The organism is Ruficoccus amylovorans, assembly GCF_014230085.1.
Classification (GTDB): domain Bacteria; phylum Verrucomicrobiota; class Verrucomicrobiia; order Opitutales; family Cerasicoccaceae; genus Ruficoccus; species Ruficoccus amylovorans.
Window position 1 is genome coordinate 1 of the sequence record NZ_JACHVB010000044.1, and the last position, 21740, is coordinate 21740.

Here is a 21740-nt window from a genome sequence, read left to right on the forward strand (position 1 = left end):
GCGAGAGGGTGCTTAAGCATGGCGGTTTGCGAGAACCAACATGTCAACAAGAAGCTACCGTCGCCTCCGCGTGGAGGATCGTCCCATTATTTATCGCATGCGTAAAGCCGGAAAGAGTCAGCGCGAGATCGCCCATTTTCTGGGGTTTTCTCAATCGAGCATCAGCAAGGAGCTGAGTCGTAATCGGGGGCTGCGCGGGTATCGTCCTGGACAAGCGCATGCCAAGGCGCTTGGGCGTCAGCAGTGCAAGCGTCGTCGTCACCGCGTGATCGAGGGAGAGTTGGAGGCCCTCGTGCGGGAGCGGATTGAGTGCAAGCACAGCCCCGAGCAGATCAGCGGAGCTCTGCGGCGGCAGGGGCGTCCGGCGCCTTCGCGTACGAGCATCTACACGTTTATCCAGGCTGACCGTGATCGCGGGGGCACGCTTTACCGGCACCTGCGCATCAACGGCAAACGCCGCTACCGGCACAAGAACAAAGCCAGCCGCCACAAGCTCCCGGCCCGCGTGGACATTGAGCTGCGGCCTGCGATCGTGCAGCGGCGCGAGCGTTACGGCGACTGGGAGGCGGACCTCATCGCCGGTTGCCGGGGTGGAGGCTACCTGCTGAGTCTTTACGAGCGCAAGAGCCGCTATGGGCGGCTGGCGCTGCTGCAAAGCAAAGATGCCAACGAGACCGCTGAGGCCATTATCGGCGTCCTGCAAGGCTACCGCGTGCACACCATCACCTATGACAACGGGCTGGAGTTCGCCGGACACCGGCGCGTCAGTGAGGCCCTCGGCGCAGCCGGATTCTTTTGCAAGCCCTACCACTCATGGGAAAAAGGCGGCGTCGAGAACTTCAACGGACTCGTCCGACAATACTTCCCCAAGGGCACAAACTTCCTCGATGTGGGCGAGCCTAGGCTCGCCCACATCGAAGCCCAACTCAACCAACGCCCACGCAAAACCCTACACTTCCTTTCTCCCAACAACCTCAAACTACACTTCGCCGCTTGACCACCTCAACCCAGCACAAAAATGATTCCTTAGAAGTTGGAATCCGCGAATCTTCAAAACGACTTGGAACCGGTATTATTGTCCTGTGCGGTCACGACCTAGGCGAGCTTGAGCAGCTCGCTGGTGGTGGGGACGTCGCGGATGATTTGCGAGGTATCCGGGCCGACGCCGATGTAGCGCAGGTTGGGTTTCTCGATCCGGTGGCCGTTGCGTTCGGCGACGGCGAGCAGGCTTTTTACGCAGAAGGCCACGTAGCGCTGGGCGTTGGCGGGCAGGCCCGCGAAGGAGCGCACGCCGGAGATGTCTTCCTTCCACGCGGGCAGCTCGGCATAGACCGGTTGCAGGGCGCGGCGGACGCGGTCGTCGCGGGGCACTTCGCAGTAGGACTTGCCGTCCTGGTCGCGGTAGTGGGTGCAGACGAGCAGCTTGCCGTCTTCGCCGGGGGCGGAGGTGAGGGCGTCGAGCTTGTTGAGCACGATGTCCTCGTAGCCGCCGAAGCGCAGGGCGTCGCCCTTTTCCACCGCGTCGAACCAGCCGACCATGCGCTGACGGCCCGTGCTGGTGCCGAATTCGAGCAGCTTGAGCCGTTCGCCCAGCGGGTGCTTGTCGGGAAATTGGGTGAGGAAAATGTGGGTGCCGACCTTGGTGTCGTAGGCCTTGCAGCAGCCGACGGTGTGGACCGGCTGGACCGGGAACCCGGCGGACTGGAAGAACTCGGGCGAGTAGGTGTGCGAGGCGGTGACGTTGGGGGCGAAGCCGTGGCGCTTGTCGAGCCAGTAGGACTGGCCGAACTCACCGATAATGCTGCGCCCGTCGCGCAGCTCGGCCAGGAGACGTTCGCGCAGGTCCATCACGCGGTCGGCCAGGAGGCTGCCGGCTTCCCAGTAGGCGTCGGTCAGGGCGTCGAGGTTGAGCGTGAAGGGCTTTTCGCCCCGGAAGCGGGTGAAGTCGAATTCGCTGGCCGGGAAGATCCCCTCGTCGATAGAGGCCTGATTGGCGCGGGTTTCGGCGGTGGTCAGGGTTTCAAAAAACTGGTGCCACTCCTGCGGGCTGACCTGGCAGACGTGCTGGATGGTGCGCACGGCACGGTCGGCGCGGGCGGCCAGGCGGCGGGCGTAGCTCTCGCGGCTGCCGCGGAACTCGGCGTAACCGATCTGCATCTGGCCGACCTCGTCGAGGTAGGCGGGGGTGATGCCGCGCCCGGTCGAGCCGCGGGGGGCTTCGCCGAGGATGTTGGAGCGGTAGCTCTCCCAGGCCAGGTCGAGCAGGCGGTGGCACAGATCGCTGACCTGGGTGCGCTCGTCGATGGCGAGGCGCGAAACCACGTCGTAACCGGCGGCTTCGAGCGGCTTGGCTTCCCACCAGAACTTGCGCGGGTCGGCCACCACGCCCATGCCGATGGCGAGCAGGTCGATATCCGGATCGATCACCCCGGCCGGGAGCAGGTTGAGCTTGAGGCCCCCGGCGGTATGGCCGCTGTTGGCTCCGCCGTTGACCTTGAGCACGGCGGCAACGGGTTTTGCGAGCTTGGAGGATTCCTTGAGCTCGGCGATAAGTTCGTAAACGACGCGGCCTTTGCCTTCGTCGCCCATGCTGATGCCGACGTCGGCCAGCAGTTGACTTTTAAACGGAGTCAGCGCCATGAGTAAATCGATGCGTGATGGGTGAAGAGCTCGGATATGAGCACAAACCTGGCAGCTTGTCCGCTCCCCGGGGGAAATGCAACCCCAAGCCGCGCGGGCGGCGTTTTTCCCGTTTTTTGCGGTTTTTGCATCCTGTAGGAATAAGGCGCAGGGCTAGGGCTCTCACCTGAAAGAAATTGAGGCCTAATCGCCTGACGGAAAGGAGCATCGCTGGCAGGATTTTCCAATAAAATACCCCAACCCTCATCGCGGCGGCGTGTGAAAACGCCGCTTCTACCCCTGGGGCGGTGACGGACGGCCCGGCCCTGCCGCGGCACTGAGTGACAGCTCGGCAGAGGGACCGTCCGGCTTCCGCCCTTCTTTTTTTCTCCCAAAACTGATGTTTCCGGGCACGGGGTGCTGTGTCTCTGCCCGGGACGTGACCGACTCGACGAGCGCGCCGGTCACGGTGCAACCTCCCAAAACAAAGCACTATGTTAAAACTGTTCCGACTACGACCTCTGGCGGCGGCTACGGCTATCAATGCCCTCCTGGCATGGACCTTGGCTGCCGGTGCGGATACCGAACTAAAAATCTCGGTCTCCGATGACTGGGGCGGCGGCTTTACCGCGAACGCCTCCTTCACCAACACCACCGGGACCGCCCTCAGCGGCTGGTCCCTGGCCTTCGATGCGCCTTTTACCGTTGGCAGCATCTGGAACGCGCAAGTCCTCAGCACGGAAGGGAGCAAGGTCGTGGTCGGCAATGCCTCCTGGAACGGCTCCGTCGCCGCCGGGGCGACGGTCGAGTTCGGGTTCAGCGGGACGGGCTCCGCGCCCGCCAGCCTGAGCGCCGTGCTCTCCGGTGAGGCCGGAACCGGCGACACCGGTGGCGGCGATTCCTCCGGCGGAAGCTCCGGCGCCGGCAGTTCGATTGTTTTCCCGCTGGTCGATGCGGGCGGGACGGCGTTGCAGGTGACGGTTGCGCAGGGGGCGAACAGCCTCGCATTGGAAACCGCAGGCAACTACGCCGTGGCCACGAACAACGCCGATGTGCTGGAGCCGGGAATCTCCGGGCAGGCCGTCACGCTGCGGGGCTTGTCGGCGGGGAGGGCGTCGATGCGTATTGAAAATCTGGATACAGGCGATGTGCGATACCTCGGCGTGCGTGTGCTCAACGCGGACGGATCGGTGCCGGGACTGCCGGGCTACCTGGCCATCGGCTCGGTGAGTGAGGATTCGAGCGCGGACCTGGGTTTTTGGCAGGACTTTGAAGACCCGGCCCAAAACAAGCGCGTGGACATTCGCTACATTTACCTTAACGGCGGGGTCTCCAACAGCATCGGCGACGGTTGGAACTGGCGCGCGCTCAACGACGGCGAGCGGGCCACCCGCTACGTCGAGGAGAGCGTCAAGCTCGGCATGATCCCGTTTTTTGTCTGGTACAACATCCCCGACGGCGGCGAGAGCTACTACACCGACAAGCAGCACATCGAGTCGGCCTCCTACCTGGAAGGCTACTTCGCCGACCTGAAGCACGCGCTGGAGATCACCAGGGCCGTGGCCGGTGACGAGGTTATCGGCTGGGTGCTGGAGCCGGACTTCCTCGGCTACTTCGCGCAAAACAACGCCGCCAGCCCGGACGAAATCTACGCTGCCACCAGCGCCGCCTACTCGGCGGGCGTTCTCGACGCGGGCGACCCGGTTTTCCCCGACACCCTGCGCGGGCTGGTCGAGGCGATCAACTACACCTTTCACAAGTACCAGCCGCAGGCGTATTTCGGCTGGCAGTTCAATCTCTGGGCCTCGCCCGCCGGTGGCTGGACAACGCCGGTCGGTGCCAAGGGCGTGATCCGGCTGACCGACACGCTCGGGCTGGCTGATGGTCGTCAGGCGATCTATGACGAAGCCTCCGCCATCGCCGACTACTACGCGGCGGCGGGCGTGCTCACGCACGGGGCGAGCTTTGTCAGCATCGACAAATACGGCCTCGACGCCGCCTATGACGGCAACGCGGCCAACCCTGCCGCCAGCACCTGGTTCTGGAACGCTGCGCACTGGACGAACTACCTCGTCTTTGTCAACGCCATGCACGACTCAACCGGCTTGCCCGTTGTCCTGTGGCAGCTTCCCGTCGGCCATATCAACTCGACGCAGGCGGCGAACCCTTACGCCTCGGGCGGTTCGTTCGCCGACCTGGCCAACACGGTCCAGCACTACGAGGACTCCAGCGGCACGTACTTCCTGGGGGACAGCTTTGTGCCCGGCACGGAGACGCGGCTGGCCTATTTTGGCACCACCGATGGCGGCACTTCCGAGGTCGCGGTCAGCGGCGGCACCGTCACCTGGGGCTCGCATCTGCCGCTGGCCAAGGAAGCGGGCGTGGTGGTCGCGCTCTTCGGCGCGGGCGTCGGAGCCAGTACCGACGGCGTGGGCTCGCCCCCGACGGACGACTACTGGTTTATTTCCAGGGTGCAGGACTACTACGAAAGTCCGGTCGTCCTCGATGGCCAGGTTGGCGGCATTGACCTGCCGGACGGCTCCGGTGGCGACGGCGACAATGGCAATGATAATGGTAGTGGAGATTCCGATACAGGCAACGGCGACGGCGGTGACACCGGAACGGGTGACACCGGCGGCGGTGATGACAACACCGGCACCGGCAGCGCGGACATCGCGGTGGCCTACGTGATCGGGAGCGACTGGGGCGACGGCTTTACCGCCACGGTCAGCCTGACCAACAACGGCACCGCCGCGCTCAACGGCTGGACGATCAGCTTTGATCTTCCCGTGAGTATCTCCGGTTACTGGAGCGCGAAGGACGGCACCGCCTCGGGCGACCGATACACCTTCAGCAATGAGAGCTGGAACGGCGGCATCGCCGCCGGGCAGACGGTGAGCTTCGGCTTTCAGGCTACGGGGAACTCCTCCGCTGAGATGACGGACATCGTGGTCAATGGCGAAAACCTATCGGACGGCTCCGGCGACGAAGGTAGTGGAAATTCCGATACGGATGATGGCACCGGAAACGGTGAAGATAACGGCAATGGTGAGGATAATAACAACGGCGACAGTGGTGATGGCGGTAGTGAAAATCCGGATACATCGGCGGCACTCGTCGTCACTGTGTCGAGTGACTGGGGCAGCGGCTTCACCGCCACGGCCACGTTGACGAACACCACCGGGGAGAATCTCGACGCGTGGACGGTCTCCTTTGACTGGCCCTACGGGATCACCAGCCTGTGGGACGCCAAGCTCGTCTCCCATGAGGGCGACCGCTACACCGTTTCCGGTTTGAACTGGAACGCCGCGCTGGCCGCCGGGGCGAGCGTGAGCTTCGGTTTCAACGGCGCTCCGGGCGGCGTTGCCAGCCAGCCGACCCATGTCACGCTCAACGGTGTCAGCGTTTCCGATGGCTCCGGTTCCGGTGAGGACAACGGTTCCGGCGATAACGGTAGTGGAAATTCCGATACAGACTCTGGCAGCGGTGGCGACAACGGCTCGGGCTCCGATAATGGATCGGATAATGGTAACGGGTCGGATGACGGCTCGGGCGAGGACAACGGCGAGGGAGACTCCTCGGGTAACGGCGGCGATACCGGCAACGGCAACTCCGGTGGTGACTCGTCCACGCTCGCGGGCCGTGTTGTTGGCTACTTCCCCAGTTGGGGCATCTACGCCCGCGGCTACGAGGTGGCCGACATCCCGGCGGAAAACCTGACCCACATCGTCCACGCCTTCGCCCGCATCAGCACGAGCGGACAGATCGAGGTGATCGACACCTGGGCCGATCTGGAGAAGACCTTCGGCGACGATACCTGGGACCAGCCCTTGCGGGGTAACTTCAACCAGTATCAGGAACTGAAGGCGCTCTATCCGCACTTGCGGGTCATGATCGCCGTCGGCGGCTGGTATGACTCGGGCCGCTTCTCCGAGGTGGCGGCTTCGGCCTCGGCGCGGGAGAAGTTCGCGCAGTCGGTGGTGGATTTCGTGGTCAAGTATGACTTCGACGGGATCGACCTGGACTGGGAATATCCCGTGGTCGCGACCGATGTGAACTCCAACGTCCGTCCCGTCGACGCCACCAACTACGCCCTGCTGGCCAAGGCGCTGCGGGAGGCGCTCGACGCGCAGGGAGCGGTTGACGGCAAAACCTACGAAATCAGCGCCGCCGTGCCCGCCGGTTATGACAAGTACGAGCAGATCGACCTGGCCGCGTTGGCGCAGCAGCTCGATTGGTTCAACCTGATGACCTACGACTTCCACGGTCGCTGGGACAAGACCCGCACCGGGCACAACGCCCCGCTCACCGCCAATCCGGCGGACCCGATGCCCCGCTACAACGCGGCTTCCGCCGTGCAGGGCTATCTCGACGCGGGTGTCCCGGCCTCGAAGATCAACCTCGGCATCCCGCTCTACGGCTACACCTGGACGGGCGTTCCGGCCACGGCCAACGGCCTCTTCCAGAGCGCGACCGGGCTGGGCGCGGGCACGGTCGAGACCGGGATCATCGACTACCGCACGATTGTGGAGAACATGCAGGCCGATCCGGCCAACAACATCGAGTACTGGGACGCGGACGCACAGGTTTCCTACCTGTACAACGCCGCTACCGGCAACTTCATCAGCTACGACAGCCCGGCAGCGGTTGAGCGCAAGCTCGACTACGTGGCCGAGCAGGGGCTGGGCGGGGTCATGTTCTGGGAGCTCTCCAACGACGTGCGCGACAGCTCCACTCAGGCGTCGATCCTCCGCCTCGTCGGCGAGCGCTACATGCAGGCCGCCGAGGCCAATTAGAGCGGTTTAAATAAAGTCGTAGCCGTCACAAAAGGGCCGAATGGCTAAATGGTTAAATGGCTAAATGTTATTTTCTACGTTCCGCATCCAACAATTAACAATTGACCATTTAACCATTCAATTATTGTGGCTACACTATTTTTTAAAACGCTCTAGTCCCTTAAGCAAATAGGGTCTCTGCCGATACTGAATCAGGTCTTAAGCAAACCCTGCACAGGCGCATCCCATGCGCCCTGTTTCTCCCCAACAGCAGGCCGGGGGCGGTTTATATCCGGTTACCGCCCCCGGTTCTTGTTTTTTAAGGGATTAAAAGAAGGCCGTAGCCTCCGTTGGAAGGGCGAATGGCTGAATGGTTAAATGGCTAATTGTTGTTTTCCGGGTTTACGTCCAACGATTAACGATCAGCCATTTGACCCATTAGAACAGTCTTTAGCTGTGCTCCTGCGTGGTCTTGACCTCGATCACGTCGTGAGGGGCGGATTCGCGTTGCCCGGCGGGGCTGACCCGGATGTAGCGGGCGCGTTCGCGCAGCTCGGGCAGGTTGCGGGCACCGAGGTAGCCCATGCCGCTTTGGATGCCGCCGATGAACTGCGCCAGCACCTGATCGACCGAGTCGGAGACTTCCTTGACCGCCTCGACTCCTTCGGCTGCGACCTTGGCGTTGCGGATGTTGTTGGAGTGGCCGTAGCGGGCGGCGCTGCCGGCCTTCATCGCCTCCAGGCTGCCCATGCCGCGGTACTGTTTGTAAAGCTTGCCGTTGATCTCCATGATCTTGCCGGGGGCCTCGGGGCAACCGGCGAGCAGGCCGCCGCACATGACGGCGTCGGCCAGCGTGAGGGCCTTGACCATGTCACCGCTCTTGGTGATGCCGCCGTCGGCGATGATCTTGACCCCGGCCTTGGCGGCTTCGCGGCTGGCCACGTAGAGCGCCGTCAACTGCGGGATGCCGACCCCGGCCACGATGCGCGTGGTGCAGATCGAGCCCGGCCCCTGGCCGACCTTGATCGCGTTGGCCCCGGCCTCGGCCAGGAAGCGCACGCCCTCGCCGCTGGTGACGTTACCCGCGATGAGGGTGAGGCCCGGAAACTCCCCGCGCAGCAGTCGGACGGCTTCGCCCACCCCGGCGGTGTGCCCGTGGGCGGTGGAGACGGCGATGGCGTCCACGCCCTCCTCGACCAGCGCGGTGACGTGCCCGAGGAGCTTGTCACGGTCGATGATGCCCTCGGGAGTGCGGGGGGCGGAGACGGCGGCCCCGCAGAGCAGGCGGAACTGCGAGTCGCGGGCGGGCTTTACGTTGTCGCGGCTCTCGCCGGTGATGCGCTCGATGTCGCTGAGGGTGAAAAGTCCGGCCAGGTGGTCCCCGTCATCGACGACGAGGAGCTTGTGGATGCCCAGGTGATCGTTGAAAAAGCGGTCGGCGGCGGCGATGGGGTCGCCTTCGAGCTGCGACTGGCGCAGGGTAAAGACCTGCTCGCGCGGCTGCATGGCCTCCAGCACCGTGCGGTCGCGGTAGCGCTGCTTGACGGCGCGTCCGGGGAGCAGCCCGAGGAGCTTGCCGCTCTCGTCCACCACCGGGAAGGTGCTGAACTTGAAGCCCTTGGCGTCCATCATGTCGAGCACCTCGGCGATGTGCATGCCGGGCTTGACGCTGATCGGGTCCTGGATGAGCCCGTGGATGTTGTTTTTGACGCGGGCGACCTGCTTGACCTGCTCGCGCTCGGACATGTTGTAGTGGATCAGGCCGATGCCGCCGTTGTTGGCCATGGCGATGGCCATGCGGGACTCGGTCACGGTGTCCATGTCGGCCGAGACGATCGGCACGGAGAGTTGGAGCGACTCGGAGAGCGAGGTCTCCGGGTTGGTCATGCGCGGGAGCACCTCCGAGTAGCGGGTGGCGAGCGTAATGTCGTCGTAGGTCAGGGCGACCTGTGCGTTATCCCGGAAAAAAGCATCCGCGGGCTTATAAAAGACTGAATCGGTATCTTCGCTCATGGCAACGGTTGTTGCCGTTGGGAATTATGGGCGCGGGGGCCGGGGCGACAATGAAAAAACACGGGGATCGACACTTTGCCCGGCAGTTGCCAAGCTGCCCTCCAGACGGTCGCCCGCTCCCGGCGGGCGAACCGGTCCCATCCGCCGCCCATGGAACGCCTCGCCTGGAAACCCTACTGCCGTCCCTTTCGGACCCCGTTGCAGACCGCGCACGGGGACTGGCCGCTGCGTGAGGGGCTGATCGTGCGCCTGGAGCGGGAGGGGCGCGTCGGCTACGGCGAGATCGCCCCGCTGGAGGACTTCGGGACGGAGACGCTGGTGCAGGCGGTGGAATTTCTCGACGCCCGCGCCGAAGACGACTCGCTGGAGCCGCCGCCGGAGCTGGTTTGCACGCGTTTCGCGCTGGATTGTGCCGCCGGGGCGCTGGAGACGGCCCCCGCCCGCCCGCTGCATGTGGCCGGGCTGCTGCCTGCCGGGATCACGGCCTATGCGGCGCTTCAGGTGCTTCTGGACAAGGGGTTTACGACTTTTAAATGGAAAATCGGGGTCGAGCCGATAGAGGTCGAGCGCGCGCTGTGCGCGGAGCTTTTCAAGCTGCTGCACGGGCACGGTATTCTGCGGCTCGACGCCAACGCCGGGCTGAGCCGGGAGGAAACGGAGGCTTGGATGGCCTTTTTGGAGGACTACCCGGTGGAGTACCTGGAGCAGCCGTTGCCGCCGGGGGAGGAGGCGTTTATGGCGGCGCTGGCCGGGCGCTACTCGGTGCCGGTGGCGCTGGACGAGTCGCTCTGCGGGCCTGGGGCGCTGGAGCGCTGGAGCGGGCTTTTCCCGCAGGGGCCTTTTATTGTGAAGCCCGCGCTCATCGGGCGGGTGGAGGATTACCGGGCCTGGCGGGCGTTCCACCCCGGCGTGCGCGTGATCTACTCCTCGGTTTTTGAAACGGCTATCGGGATCGAAAACGCCCTCCGTCTGGCCGCGCTGGACGAGCACTGCGCCGAGGCGGCGGGATTCGGGACGCTGGAGTCTTTCCCCCACGAGGACCAACTCGGCTGGCACACCTACGGCCCGTCGCTGACCGCCGGGACGCTTGACGCCGCCGCCTGCGAGGAGCTATGGAAGCGTCTGTAACGGCCATTCGCGCCCGGTTGGAGCAGCCTTGGCTGCCCGCGCCCCTACAGGAGCGGGTGGTGGCGTGTTTTGAAAAACGTCTGGCCGAGTTGAACGCCCGGCAGGCGGAAGTCCCCGCCGCCTCCGTCCTGCTGGCCGAGAGTGACCCCGCCGCCTTGCTCGGGGGGCTGCTGGCGGCGGTGGCGGCGCACGCGCCGGTTTTTCTGGCCAACCCCGACTGGCGCGAAAACGAATGGGCTCAAGTCGCCGCCCAGCTCGAACCGACCCTGACCTGGGGCCGGGTTTCGTGGCCGGAGCGGATGGGGGTGACCTTGCCGCCGATGGAGCCTTTTCGCGGGCACCTGATGATCCCGACCGGCGGGACCGGCGGGCGGGTGCGCTTCGCCGCCCACACCTGGGAAACGCTCGGGGCCGCCGTGGCGGGGTACGGGGAGTTTTTCCAGGCGGAGCCGGTCAATGCCTGGTGCGTGCTGCCGCTGTGGCATGTCAGCGGGCTGATGCAGGCGCTGCGGACCTTGATGAGCGGGGGGCGGCTGGTGCTGGGCGATTACCGGGACCTGGCCGAACCGGAAACAGGCGCGTCGTTGCCGGGGCGGGGGGATTTCCACCTCTCGCTCGTGCCGACTCAGCTCGGGCGCATCCTCGCGCTGCCGGGTGGGGCGGACTGGCTGCGCGGCTTCGGGCTGCTCCTGATCGGCGGGGCCGGAATGCCGCCGGATTTGCGGGAAAAAGCGATCCGGGCCGGGCTCGGGCTGGCGTGCAGCTACGGGATGACGGAAACCGCCGCCGTGGTCGCCGCTCAGCGACCCGGGGCGTTTCTCGCGGGTGAAGCCTTGGCGGGCGAAGTTTTTCCCCATGTACGTGTCACCGTCGAGGCCGGGGAGATCGCCATCCGGGCGAAGTCGCTTTTCCGGGGCTACTACCCGGAGCCACCGGCGGCGCGGGAGGAGTTTCGTCCGGGCGACGAGGGGGCGCTGGACGAGAAGGGCCGTCTGCGGGTCATCGGCAGGCGTGATCGGCTGATTATCACCGGGGGCGAAAAAGTCGATCCGCGTGAAGTCGAGGCGGCGATCCGGGCCGTGTCCCCGTCGGCGGAGGCACTGGTGGTGGGCGAGCCGGACCCGGACTGGGGGCAGCGGGTGACGGCGCTCGTTGCGGGAATCCCGGATGGGGAGCTAGCGGCGCTGCAAGTGGCGCTCCGGGAGCGACTTCAGGCCGCCAGTGTACCCAAGCGCTGGTTGGCGGTGGCGGAGCTTCCGCTCAAGCCCAATGGAAAGCCGGACCACGGACGGCTGGCTCAGGCCTTGGGCATGGGCGGCAAGTAAATGAAGAACTTCCAGATCAGGAAGAGACCGAGCAGGGTCATGATCGTGCCCATGACCTTGAGGAAGACGACGTTACCGGTCGTGATTTCCAGATCGCGCACATTGAACAGGTTGCTGGCGATGGCGGTGCATTTTTCGCGGGAGAGCGCCAGCATATAGATGCCACCTACGAGCAGTAGCGTGACACATCCTGTTTTCAGGATGAATTTGATCAATGTAATGTTAAGCATGGCGATAGATACAGGGGAGATACCTCAGGTCAGAACGTCCTTAAGGCCGGAGGAGTCAAGGAAAAACAAAGTTGGCATAAGTTCCCTGTGCCTTCATTTATGTGAGAAATAAACATGCGTTTGCCCCCAAAACCGGTCACTTATTCATTCCCGCACAAGGCGGGGCGGATTGTGTGGGCCGTGGTCTGGTCATTGTTTTATCGACCGACTCCGAGGAATCTTTACCCCTGGCGGCGACTGCTGCTGCGGTGTTTCGGGGCAAACATCGCTCCCGGTGCCAAGCCCGCCTCCGGTGCCCGTATCTGGGCTCCCTGGGCACTGACGATGGAGGAAGGCAGCACGCTGGGCGACTACGTGGACTGCTACACGCAGGCTCCGATTGTCCTGCGGGCGCATTGCACGGTCAGCCAATACTGCTTCCTGTGCGCGGGCACGCACGACACCCGGCGGCTCGACCTGCCGCACCTGGCCGCCCCCATCGAGATCGGGGCGTACGCCTGGGTGACGGCGGACGCCTTTATCGGGCCGGGCGTTACGGTCGGCGAGGGGGCCGTGGTCGGCGTGCGTTCGACCGTCCTTGACGATGTTGAGCCGTGGACGGTGGTCGCTGGCACCCCGGCTAAATTCATGAAAAAGCGCGAACTGGACGACACCGCAGCATCCGCCTCCCCGCCGGGGGCCTGAGCGCGTGCCGGACCGGCTTGAGCCGAGGGGGCCTTGCCGACGGCGGTTGGATCGTCGCGGGTTAGCCGTGATCGGTTGGCTGTCGCTGATTGGCCGACGCGGGCTGGCGGTCGCAGGTTTTGGGTAAAAAATTCGCTCGCCCGTCCGCCTGGTCCGCAAGAGAGTGGGGAGCGTGTAAACAAACCCCGGCCCACGCGGTTCGTCGCCAAGGCGGCTCGCACCGGCACTTTCCCGCCCCGAACAGTTATTTTTTCCCATGAGCGTATCCGTTATCATTCCCGCCCGCCTGGGCTCGACCCGTCTGCCCCGCAAGGCCCTGATCGACATCGGCGGCAAGCCGATGCTCCAGCACGTCTGGGAGCAGGCCTCAAAAATGCGCAAAGCCGACCGGGTGGCCATCGCCACCGACTCGGAGGAGATCCTTGAGCGGGCCGAGGCCTGGGGCGCGACGGTTTTCATGACCAGCCCCGATTGCCAGAGCGGCACCGAGCGGTTGGCCTCGCTCCTGTCCAAGCTCGACAGCGAGTTTTTTCTCAACGTGCAGGGAGACGAACCCTTTATCCAGCCCGACCTGCTCGACAGCCTGGTGCAGGTCTGGGAAAACACCCGCTGCGACCTGGTGACGGCGGTTTACCGCATCCGCACGCACCGCGAAGTCCTCGACCCGAACCTGGTCAAGGTCGTCCGCCGCAACGACGGGGAGGCCATGTACTTCTCCCGCAGCCCGGTGCCGCATGTGCGCGGGGTGGCACAGGAGCAGTGGCCCACGGAGCACACCTTCTGGGCGCACATCGGCGTCTATGGCTACACCCGTGAGACGCTCGCCCGCTATACGGAACTCGCCCCCGGCCAGCTCGAACAGTGCGAAAAGCTGGAGCAACTCCGCTTCCTGGAGCACGGCATGAGCATCCAGGCCGTCGAAACCGCCTACGAACCGCTTGGTATCGACACCCCCGAAGACCTCGAACTGGCCCGCAGCCAGCTCCACCGGCTGGAGTGATGGTGGAGGGGCAGGATTTATTTTGACTCGTCTTTGTCCGTCTGCCGAGGGACTTCCCTGATTACCCGGAAATTTGGATAATGCTCCTCCACATAGACTTGAACCAGAGGGTTGATTTTTTCCGGTGTATCGCTGGAGAAGTCGGCCCACGGAAAAATGACGTGACAGTGGTCCTGGAGGATTACGTCGTCGTCTTTTCCGCTGAGGATTGCCTCGAAAGTATAACTATATAGGTAGGTTTTTCCCTCTTTTACCTCTCGTATTTTCAAGGTCGTTGGTTGGGTTATCCCTCCGGCATAATACATCAGTTGGAGCAGCGTCGTGCCTTTTTGAACCTGATAGGTGCCGGGAGCTTTTACATTCCCATGGCAGTATACGGTGATCATGTCCTGGGGGATTCCTGTGGATCTGGCCTGACTGTTTGCGACAGTCAAGAGAAGCCCGGACAGGATTAACAGGGACGAAATGATGGGACGAAACGGCATGAGCTTTGCGACAGTCATCGCAATCGGTGGTTCCGGGTATCGATATTACCCCCCAAACAATCACAGGGAGCTCGACGAAATTTCCCAAATAGATGTCCAGTTTGGCCACGCACCGCGGGTCCGGGCTGCGCAAGCCCGGAAAAGCCTACCCGCGCAGGGTGCCCTTGGCCAACTCGTCCTTGAAGCTGGCGTAGGTCTGGGCGATGCCCTCGCGCAGGGAGATTTTCGGCTCCCAGCCGGTGGCGCGGATGGTGGAGCTGTCCATGAGCTTGCGCGGGGTGCCGTCGGGGCGGGTGGTGTCCCACTTGAGTTCGCCCTGGAAGCCGGTCACGTCCTTGATGATTTCGGCCACCTCCTTGATGCTGACATCGGAGCCGTAGCCGATGTTGACCCAGTCCGGCGGGTTGTCGAGGCCGAGCAGGTGGAGGGTGCCGGCGGCCAGGTCGTCCACGTGCAGGAACTCCCGCAGCGGGCTGCCCGTGCCCCAGAGGGTGACGGCGGGCGCGCCGCTCTCGGTCGCCTCGTGGAAGCGCCGCAGCAGGGCGGGCAGGACGTGGGAATTTTCCGGGTGGTAATTGTCGCCGGGGCCGTAGAGGTTGGTCGGCATGCCGGAGTGAAAAAGGACGCCGTACTGCTTGCGGTAGTATTGGCAGAGCTTGAGCCCGGCGATTTTGGCGATGGCGTAGGGCTCGTTGGTCGGCTCCAGGGGGCCGGTCAGGAGGGACTCCTCGGTCAGCGGCTGGGCCGCGTCGCGCGGGTAAATGCACGAGCTGCCCAGAAAGAGCAGGCGCTTGACCCCGTTTTTCCAAGCCGAGTGGATGAGGTTGTGGGCGCTGGCCAGGTTCTCGTGGATGAACTCGGCCGGGTAGGTGTTGTTGGCGTGGATGCCGCCGACACGGGCCGCCGCCACGATGAGCACCTCGGGCTTTTCAGAGGCCAGGGTCGCCTCGACCGCCGCGGCGTCGCAAAGGTCAAGTTCGGCGTGTGTGCGCAGGACGAAGTTCTCGTGCCCCTGCGCCAGCAGGGCCCGGTGAATCGCGCTGCCAACCATCCCGCGATGGCCGGAGAGAAAGATCTTGGTCGAGGAGTTCATGGGAGTCTGAGCCGGCAACGTTGTTGGAGAATTCTCGATTAGGCAACCTCAAGTGAACGTTGCCGGGGCTGCTGGTGGCCGTTCCGGGGCTGGCTGCCTTTTGGTTTGCAGAAATGCCTCCGGTATGCGATGCCTTGCGCTTTACTGCCTAAATCTATTTTCCATGAAGAAAGCTCTCATCACGGGTATTACCGGCCAGGATGGTTCCTATCTGGCGGAACTGCTGTTGCAAAAAGGGTACGAGGTACACGGCATCATTCGCCGGGGCTCGACCTTTAACACGAGCCGGATCGACCACCTGTACAAGGATCCGCACGTCAATGACGTGAACCTGTTCCTGCACTATGGCGACCTGGCCGACTCGGTCCAGATGGTGAAGCTGCTCTACGAGTTGAAGCCGGACGAGATTTATAACCTCGGGGCCCAGAGCCACGTGCGCGTGTCCTTCGACATCCCCGAGTACACCGGCGACGTCGTCGGTCTCGCTGCCGTGCGTATGCTGGAGGCCATCCGCGAGGCGAATCTCGTGGGCAAGGTCCGCTACTATCAGGCTTCCTCCTCGGAAATGTTCGGCAAGGTGCACGAAGTGCCCCAGACCGAGACCACGCCTTTCCACCCGCGCTCGCCCTACGCCTGCGCCAAGGTCTTCGCTTACTGGCTGACCGTCAACTACCGCGAAAGCTACGGCCTGCACGCCAGCAACGGCATCCTCTTCAACCACGAGAGCCCGCGCCGGGGTGAGACCTTCGTCACGCGCAAGATCACCCGCGCCGCCACCCGGATCAAGCTCGGCCTGCAGGACGCGCTCTACCTGGGCAACCTCGACGCGCGCCGCGACTGGGGCTACGCCAAGGAGTACGTCGAGGTCATGTGGAAGATGCTCCAGCAGGACAACCCGGACGACTACGTGTGCGCCACGAACGAGACCCACACGATCCGCGAGTTTTGCCAGGAAGCCTTTGGCCTGCTCGATCTGGACTGGGAGAAGTACGTCAAGTACGACGCCCGCTACGAGCGCCCCGCCGAGGTCGAACTGCTCATCGGCGATCCGGCCAAGCTCAAGAAAAACATCGGCTGGGAGCCCAAGGTGAAGTTCAAGGAGCTGGTCAAGATCATGGTCGATGCCGACCTGGCCCTGGCCAAGCGTGAGCAGGCCACCGCCGCCGTTTTTGCCGAGCAGAATCTCGACAACGACGGCGTCGTGGCGTAACTGCCCTGCCTTGGCCCAGTCTCCGGGGTAGCAACCGGCAAGGGGTGCTTGCTGGTCCAGCCGGACCCCCCTCAATGTCCAGTGCGGTCACGCACCGGGTGCTTGCTTCCGGGCGGAAGCTGGCAGATAGTCGCGTCATGGATAAAGCCGACATCGTTGAGGTGCTCGAAGCCATTGCCGAGCTGCTGGAACTCAAGGGCGAGAACGCCTTCAAGGTGCGCGCGTACCAGAACGGCGCGCGCGCCCTGGAAACGCTCGATGAGGAGCTGGGGACGGTCATCGCGGAGGAGCGCCTGGGCGAGGTCAAGGGCATCGGCAAGGCGCTGGTGGAGAAAATCACCACCCTGCACGAGACGGGCGAGCTCGAATATTACGACAAGTTGAAGGCGTCCGTGCCCGCGACCATGCTTCAGATGCTGGAAATCCCCGGTCTGGGGCCGAAGAAGATCAAAAAGATGCACGACGCCCTCGGGGTCGAGAGCATCGACCAGCTCGCTGCCGCCTGCCGCGAGGGCAAGGTGGCGGAGCTGGACGGCTTTGGCGAAAAGACGCAGGAGAAAATCCTCGCCGGGATCGCCAACCGCGAAGCCTACGCCGCCCGTCACCGTTGGGCCGACGCCGAGGCCGTGGCCGCGCCGATTCTGGCGGGGCTGCGCGAGTTGAAAGCAGTCGAGCAGGCCGAAGCCGCCGGAAGCCTTCGGCGCAAGCGCGAGACGGTGGGGGATTTGGATTTTCTGGTGGCCGCGACCGAGCCCGGCCCGATCATGGAGTGGTTCACGACGCAGGACGGCGTGGCCGAAGTCACCGCCAAGGGCGAGACCAAGTCCTCCGTCCGCCTGGAGGGCGGCATGCAGGCGGATTTGCGGGTCGTGCCCCCGGCGCAGTTCTTTTACGCGCTGCACCACTTCACCGGGAGCAAGGAGCACAATGTGCGCATGCGCCAGCGGGCGCTTGAGCGCGGGCTGAGCCTGTCCGAGTGGGGCCTGTTCCCTGAGGACACGCGCGGAGCGAAGGAAAACGCCCCCAAGCCGAGCGAGCGCCAGCCCGAGCCGATCGAGGGCGAACAGGAACTCTTTAAAAAACTCGATCTGGCCTATATCCCGCCGGAACTGCGCGAGGACCGGGGCGAAATCGAGGCCGCCGCCAAGGATGCGCTGCCCGTGCTGGTCGAGCCGGAGGACATTCGCGGGGTCTTTCACAACCACACCACCGCCTCCGATGGCCGCGCCTCGCTGGAAGAGATGGTGCAGGCGGCGCAGGATCTGGGGTTCGAGTACCTCGGCATCGCCGACCACTCGAAGTCGAGCTTCCAGGCCAACGGGCTGGACGAGGACCGGCTGGCCGCGCAGGTCGAGGCCATCGGGAAGCTCAACGCCTCGGGCAAATTCAAGACCTGGGTCTTCACCGGCTCGGAGGTGGACATCCTCACCGACGGGCGGCTGGACTTTTCCGACGAGGTGCTCAAGACGCTCGACTGCGTAGTGGCCTCCATCCACGCCGGAATGACCAACGACGAGGCCGCGATGACGAAGCGACTGGTCAAGGCGCTCGAAAACGAGCACGTCACCATGCTCGGGCACATGACGGGCCGCCTGCTGCTGCGGCGCGAGGGCTACCCGGTGGACACGGCCAAGGTCATCGACGCCGCATTGGCGAACGGCAAGATCATCGAGCTGAACGCCAACCCGTGGCGGCTCGATATGGACTGGCGGCTCTGGCACAAGGGGGCCGAGCGCGGCCTGTTGTGCTCGATCAACCCTGACGCCCACGCCCCCGACCAGCTCGGCTTCTATCGCAACGGCGTTTACGCCGCCCGCAAGGGCTGGCTGGAGCCGAAGCACATTCTCAACACCCGCCCGCTGGCCGAGGTGAAGGCCTACCTTGGCGTGAAGTGAAGTGGTTGGTTTTACGACCTAGAGCATGTTCGTTTTAATCTGTCGCCTGAGGCTGAGCTGCTTTTGAGCCCCGGCGGCGTTCCTTTCATGGGGGCGGGGCTTCTAGCCCAACCCCCATGAAAGAGCCTTGCCGGAACTCAAAAGCAGCCAGTCCTTCGGATGGGGCCTGTCTTGGAGCTCGCGGCGTTGGCAGCGGGCTTACGGGCTTCCAGCCCGCTACACCCGCTGTCGCCTGGCGAGGCTTCAAGACATTTCCCCACCTCATGCGACAGATTAAAGCGAACATGCTCTATCGTCCTGAAATAGCGACAGGCCATGTCGATCCTCCTGCCAAAACCGCAACGAAGGGTTTACCTGCGGGCGATTCTACGGTATATCCATGCGTAATGTTTAGACGTAGCCTGATTCTTACTCTCTCGCTGGTGCTGACTCCGCTGTTTTGTCCGGCTCTGGTCAATAGCGGAAATCCGGGCGGAAACCGGACTGCACCGACTGGCCAGGATGGGCAGCCAACCGACCCCGGCTTTGCCAATATGCTGGTTATCAGAGGTGGGGCGGGTGTCTATCTGGGCAATGGCTGGGTGCTGACGGCTCGCCATATCACGCCGGGAATGATTATCCTGAATGGAGAGAAGCGGATGCGGGAGGAAATTATCGGGAAAATGTACAAATTCAAAAATGCGGAGTTAATGTTGATCCGCCTAAAGGAAACGCCGGATCTCCCCACGGTTAAAATCGCATCATCCACACCTGCCGTGGGCACGGAGGTGGTGATGATCGGGGCCGGTCGCCGATCGCAGGACCACTTGACTTTCTGGCAGGTGAGCCAGGCGAGCAACCCCTGGACGTGGACAGAGGTTACTGATCCGCAGCAGGCGAACATGGCTGGTGTCGTGACTGATCCCGGTGGCCTTATGAGTTGGGGGACAAACCGTATTTCCGCGGTGAACCCCGCTTCCGCCATGGGCGAATTGCTGGTGACGGATTTTTCCGCCAATCCGGCGGAACGAACAGCCTTTGAGGCGCAGGCTGTGTCTCAGGATTCGGGTGGAGCGCTTTTTGCCCAGGATGAAAAGGGCGAATGGGTGCTGACCGGGATCATGGCAACCGTCGGGAGGCTTTATCCGGGCCAGCCGGGAGTCGGCAAACCGGAGGGGAGCAGTTCGTTCATCATCGGATCCGGGGTGTTTGGCAATCTGACCCTCTCGGTGAACCTGGCCCCATACCGCGAGGAGATTCTCCGCGTGACCGGACTGTCGGGCGAGTAGAGCCTGTTCGGTTCGTGTCTGTGTTGATCGGGCGTTTGTGGGCGTATCCTGCGGATAGCCTTAATTTACAACAAAAGCCCGTCCTCTTTCGCAAGGACGGGCTTTGGGGTTGTAGAAAGCGGGCAATTGCCGGAGTGCTGGTTAAAGCACCTTCTTCATCTGTTCGACGCAGTTCTTGAGAGCGGGGACCGGGTTCTGCGGGTCGGCCTCGTACTCGATCACGGCCATGCCGCCGAAGCCGGAGTCGGTCACGGTCTTGGCATAGGCGGGCAGGTCGAGGTTGCCCTGGCCGACCACGGTGTCCTTCCACTGGCCGTTTTTCTCGAAGACGAAGTCCTTGAAGTGGATGCCCGTCAGGTGTCCGGCGTAGCGCTTGAGCCACTCGATCGGCTGCCCGAGCTTCGGGCCGATCTGCATGCACCAGGCGGTGTCCATGCACAGGCCGATCTCAGGCGCGCCGAGCCCGATCAGGTGGTCGAGCACATCCGGTTGTCCGCCGAACATGTACCCGCCGTGGCAGTGGATGCCGACCTTGACCCCGTACTCGCGGGCCAGTTGGCGGGTCTGGGCGATGGCGCGGACGTAGCTCTCGACTTTGAAGTGGACGGAGATGTGCTTGGCTCCGGCCAGCTTGACGCACTCGAACAGGTCGCGCTCGGCGGGATCGCCGTGGAGCGTTTCCACGCCGATGGAGACGATCTTCACCCCGGCGTCCTCATAGGTTTTGACGACGTTCTTCCAGCCTTCGAGGTCGTGGAAGTTCGCGTGTATGGCGCAGACTTCCACCCGGTCGAGACCGATTTCTTTCACCTTGGAGGCGACGTCGGCGTTGTCTTTGAAGTTGCGGAAGCAGTAGCTCTGCACCCCCAGTTGAATGGCTTGGCTCATGGGATAATGCTGTTGGGTTGGTGTGGTTGAAATGCTCAGGCCAGGACGACTTCGCGGCCGGTGCGGCTGGACTCGGCGATGCCGTCGAGCACCTTCTGGACGGCGAGGGCCTGCTCCAGCGTGCAGCACAGCGCGGAGCCGTCGTGCAGGTGGTTGATGAAGTTGGTGAAGCGGTTGGCCATGCCGGGGGCCTCGGGGTCCTTGAGGTTTTCGAGGATCTCGTAAGCGGCGCAGTCGTGTTTGGAGAAGCGGAACAGCTTGGCCGGGAAGACGCTGGCTCCGGCCTCGGTGCCGAAGAGTTCGACATTGTGGCTGTCGGCGGCCAGGGTGTGGCAGGCCCAGACGGCTTCGAGGTTGACGGTCGCGCCGTTGGCCAGGCGGATGAAGGCGCTGGCGAAGTCGTCCACGTCGAAGGCGATGTCGCTCTTGTCGGACATGCCCCATTTGCCTTCACCCAGCCCGCGGGGACCGAACTTGCTGTAAGTCGCGCCGCTGACCGCGACGGGCTCGAAGTTGTCCATGCAGTGCAGGCACAGGTCGAGCATGTGCACACCGATGTCGTAAAGCGCGCCGCCGCCGGCCATCTCGTGGCTGACGAACCACGTGCCCAGCTTGGGGATGCCGGTGCGCCGCCGCCAGTAGGCCTTGGCGTGGTAGATCTCGCCCAGTTCGCCGGCCTCGACGGCGGCCTTGATCTTGAGCGCGTCGGGGGTGAAGCGCTGGTTCATGCCCACGCTCAGGGTCAGCCCGGTCTCGCGGGCCAGCTCGACGGCGGCCTGCGCCTCGGCCAGGCTCATGGCGAAGGGCTTTTCGAGGATGACGTGCTTGCCCGCCTTGAGGGCCTGCATGGCGCTGGGGGCATGGAATTTATTCGGGGTGGCGACGTAGAGGGCGTCCACCTTGTCGTCGGCCAGGAGGGCTTCGAGGCTGGTGCAGGGGGTGGTGACCTTGTGCTTGTCGCAGAAGTTCTTCACGCGCACTTCGCTCGGGTCGAAGGCGGCGACGACTTCGCCGTGGGGGTGGGCGTTGATCTGGTCGGCGGCGGAATTGGTGATCATTCCGGTGCCGACGAAACCGAATCGGATTTTATCGGAGTTTTTCATGGGTATTTGAAAGTTAGCTTCGAG

Annotated in this window: 16 protein-coding genes; 9 read left to right on the plus strand and 7 right to left on the minus strand. The window is 63.7% G+C overall.

Going from position 1 to position 21740, the window contains the following annotated elements; translation table 11 throughout:
* The first annotated feature begins 40 nt into the window (after nt 1-40).
* A complete protein-coding gene (locus H5P28_RS15090) occupies nt 41-997 on the plus strand; it encodes an IS30 family transposase (RefSeq protein WP_281398168.1) in 957 nt (318 codons plus the stop codon).
* 98 nt (nt 998-1095) lie between these two features.
* Here H5P28_RS15090 and H5P28_RS15095 read toward each other — a convergent pair whose 3' ends face one another.
* Complete coding sequence (locus H5P28_RS15095) at nt 1096-2640, minus strand: adenylosuccinate synthetase (RefSeq protein WP_185676545.1); 1545 nt, start codon at nt 2638-2640, stop codon at nt 1096-1098.
* A gap of 473 nt (nt 2641-3113) precedes the next feature.
* Between H5P28_RS15095 and H5P28_RS15100 the strand changes: the two genes are divergently transcribed.
* Complete coding sequence (locus tag H5P28_RS15100) at nt 3114-7415, plus strand: glycosyl hydrolase family 18 protein (RefSeq protein ID WP_185676546.1); 4302 nt, start codon at nt 3114-3116, stop codon at nt 7413-7415.
* A 429-nt stretch (nt 7416-7844) separates the two neighbouring features.
* Here H5P28_RS15100 and guaB read toward each other — a convergent pair whose 3' ends face one another.
* Nucleotides 7845-9407 (minus strand): IMP dehydrogenase, encoded by a 1563-nt coding sequence (gene guaB / locus H5P28_RS15105; protein ID WP_185676547.1) that lies wholly within the window; start codon nt 9405-9407, stop codon nt 7845-7847.
* 150 nt (nt 9408-9557) lie between these two features.
* Here guaB and menC point away from each other — a divergent pair, with 150 nt between their 5' ends.
* Nucleotides 9558-10535, plus strand: coding sequence for an o-succinylbenzoate synthase (gene menC / locus H5P28_RS15110; protein ID WP_185676548.1), 978 nt, complete (start codon nt 9558-9560; stop codon nt 10533-10535).
* Complete coding sequence (locus H5P28_RS15115; protein ID WP_185676549.1) at nt 10520-11860, plus strand: AMP-binding protein; 1341 nt, start codon at nt 10520-10522, stop codon at nt 11858-11860. The genes menC and H5P28_RS15115 overlap by 16 nt, the downstream gene beginning before the upstream one ends.
* Here H5P28_RS15115 and H5P28_RS15120 read toward each other — a convergent pair.
* Nucleotides 11833-12090, minus strand: a complete 258-nt coding sequence (locus H5P28_RS15120; RefSeq protein ID WP_185676550.1) for a hypothetical protein — start codon at nt 12088-12090, stop codon at nt 11833-11835. The genes H5P28_RS15115 and H5P28_RS15120 overlap by 28 nt on opposite strands.
* 114 nt (nt 12091-12204) lie before the next feature.
* On the opposite strand from H5P28_RS15120, the gene H5P28_RS15125 reads away from it, so the two are divergent.
* Together H5P28_RS15125 and kdsB are read left to right on the plus strand one after the other, a co-directional pair.
* Nucleotides 12205-12774 carry an LbetaH domain-containing protein gene (locus tag H5P28_RS15125; RefSeq protein WP_185676551.1) on the plus strand — a complete coding sequence of 190 codons (570 nt, stop codon included), beginning with the start codon at nt 12205-12207 and terminating at the stop codon, nt 12772-12774.
* Between the two features lie 256 nt (nt 12775-13030).
* A complete protein-coding gene (kdsB, locus tag H5P28_RS15130) occupies nt 13031-13774 on the plus strand; it encodes a 3-deoxy-manno-octulosonate cytidylyltransferase (RefSeq protein ID WP_185676552.1) in 744 nt (247 codons plus the stop codon).
* 17 nt (nt 13775-13791) lie between these two features.
* On the opposite strand, the gene H5P28_RS15135 is transcribed toward kdsB, so the two are convergent.
* Nucleotides 13792-14160 (minus strand): SLBB domain-containing protein, encoded by a 369-nt coding sequence (locus H5P28_RS15135; RefSeq protein ID WP_185676553.1) that lies wholly within the window; start codon nt 14158-14160, stop codon nt 13792-13794.
* Between the two features lie 244 nt (nt 14161-14404).
* Complete coding sequence (locus tag H5P28_RS15140; protein ID WP_185676554.1) at nt 14405-15352, minus strand: GDP-L-fucose synthase family protein; 948 nt, start codon at nt 15350-15352, stop codon at nt 14405-14407.
* Between the two features lie 163 nt (nt 15353-15515).
* Here H5P28_RS15140 and gmd point away from each other — a divergent pair, with 163 nt between their 5' ends.
* The 3 genes from gmd (at nt 15516) to H5P28_RS15155 (ending at nt 19725) form a co-directional block, all read left to right on the plus strand.
* Entirely contained in the window at nt 15516-16562 is a 1047-nt protein-coding gene (gene gmd / locus H5P28_RS15145) for a GDP-mannose 4,6-dehydratase (RefSeq protein WP_185676555.1), read from the plus strand.
* 137 nt (nt 16563-16699) lie between these two features.
* Complete coding sequence (polX, locus tag H5P28_RS15150; RefSeq protein WP_185676556.1) at nt 16700-18457, plus strand: DNA polymerase/3'-5' exonuclease PolX; 1758 nt, start codon at nt 16700-16702, stop codon at nt 18455-18457.
* 263 nt (nt 18458-18720) lie between these two features.
* The gene (locus H5P28_RS15155) at nt 18721-19725 is read left to right on the plus strand and encodes a trypsin-like peptidase domain-containing protein (RefSeq protein WP_185676557.1); all 1005 of its coding nucleotides are present in this window, start codon (nt 18721-18723) and stop codon (nt 19723-19725) included.
* A 141-nt stretch (nt 19726-19866) separates the two neighbouring features.
* Here the strand turns inward: H5P28_RS15155 and H5P28_RS15160 are convergent, their stop codons facing one another.
* Nucleotides 19867-20613 carry a sugar phosphate isomerase/epimerase family protein gene (locus H5P28_RS15160; protein ID WP_185676558.1) on the minus strand — a complete coding sequence of 249 codons (747 nt, stop codon included), beginning with the start codon at nt 20611-20613 and terminating at the stop codon, nt 19867-19869.
* A 35-nt stretch (nt 20614-20648) separates the two neighbouring features.
* A complete protein-coding gene (locus H5P28_RS15165; protein WP_185676559.1) occupies nt 20649-21716 on the minus strand; it encodes a Gfo/Idh/MocA family protein in 1068 nt (355 codons plus the stop codon).
* Nucleotides 21717-21740 lie beyond the last annotated feature (24 nt).